This is a genomic window from Parabacteroides acidifaciens (genome assembly GCF_003363715.1).
GTDB lineage: Bacteria > Bacteroidota > Bacteroidia > Bacteroidales > Tannerellaceae > Parabacteroides > Parabacteroides acidifaciens.
This window is the reverse complement of the sequence record NZ_QREV01000127.1, coordinates 1-930: the sequence shown is the minus strand read 5'-3', so window position 1 is coordinate 930 and position 930 is coordinate 1. Positions and strand designations below refer to the sequence as shown.

Annotated in this window: 1 protein-coding gene; it reads left to right on the top strand. The window is 40.3% G+C overall.

Annotated features, from left to right (window positions below; all coding sequences use genetic code 11):
* Positions 1-310 precede the first annotated feature (310 nt).
* The coding region (locus DWU89_RS20420; RefSeq protein ID WP_244205967.1) for an Rpn family recombination-promoting nuclease/putative transposase at positions 311-930 on the top strand (620 nt) is incomplete at its 3' end.

Here is a 930-nt window from a genome sequence, read left to right as displayed (position 1 = left end):
TTTGGAACGCCGTCCGTTTTGTTTTCAAATATTCGATTCTCCGGGAGTTAAGCTTTATCACTTTGTCGGCGTTTCCGCTTTTGGGTAATCAAATTGCACGCTTTTCGGAACGGGCTGCGCATCTCATTTCCTCTGTTGTCAGTGGAACAGGTTAAAACCTTGAAAAAAGTCAATTCAAAATCGATCAACTTTTTGGACGAAATAGAAAAACATCCCGGGAAGGGGGTTATTGTAATTATTTAAATTTGTAGGAGGTTCAAAACATCTTAATTTTGAAACAATAGATATTCAAATTCTCTTCATTTGTGAGATGCAGAAAAGCCGTCAGAAGTATTTTTCCGACAGGGTGTTGTATTATGCTTCGTTCGCCATTCAGCAACAGTCCATGATCGTAAAGGAAAAGTTAGAAAAAGAACCGGACGAAAAAATCCGTAAACGGTGGAACTATCAGATCAGTAAAGTTTATGTCGTCTGCATCCTGAACTATATAATGGAACCGTCATTGCCCCATAAATATCGTTGGGATGTAGTGCGTATGGATCGGGAACTGAGAGTCCCGTTTAGTGAAACACTGAATGAAATCTATCTTGAAATGCCAAAATTTGTATTACCTTTGCATGAGTGCGACACACTTTATAAGAAGTGGTTATACGTTTTAAATAACATCGAGATCATGGAACGATTACCCCAAGAACTGAACAATCAGATATTCCGCAAGCTGAAAAGCATCGTGGAGGTAGAGCGCATGACCCCCGACCAACGTCTGGAATATGAATTAAGCCTTTCCGTCGAGCGCGACCTTTCTGCTGCCCTTGACACAAGTTTTGAAGATGGGATGGAGAAAGGCTTAGCAGAAGGCAAAATCGAAGAACAACGTCTTATTGCTGCCAATTTTAAAAAACAGGGGATCAATATTGAAACAATTGCGCA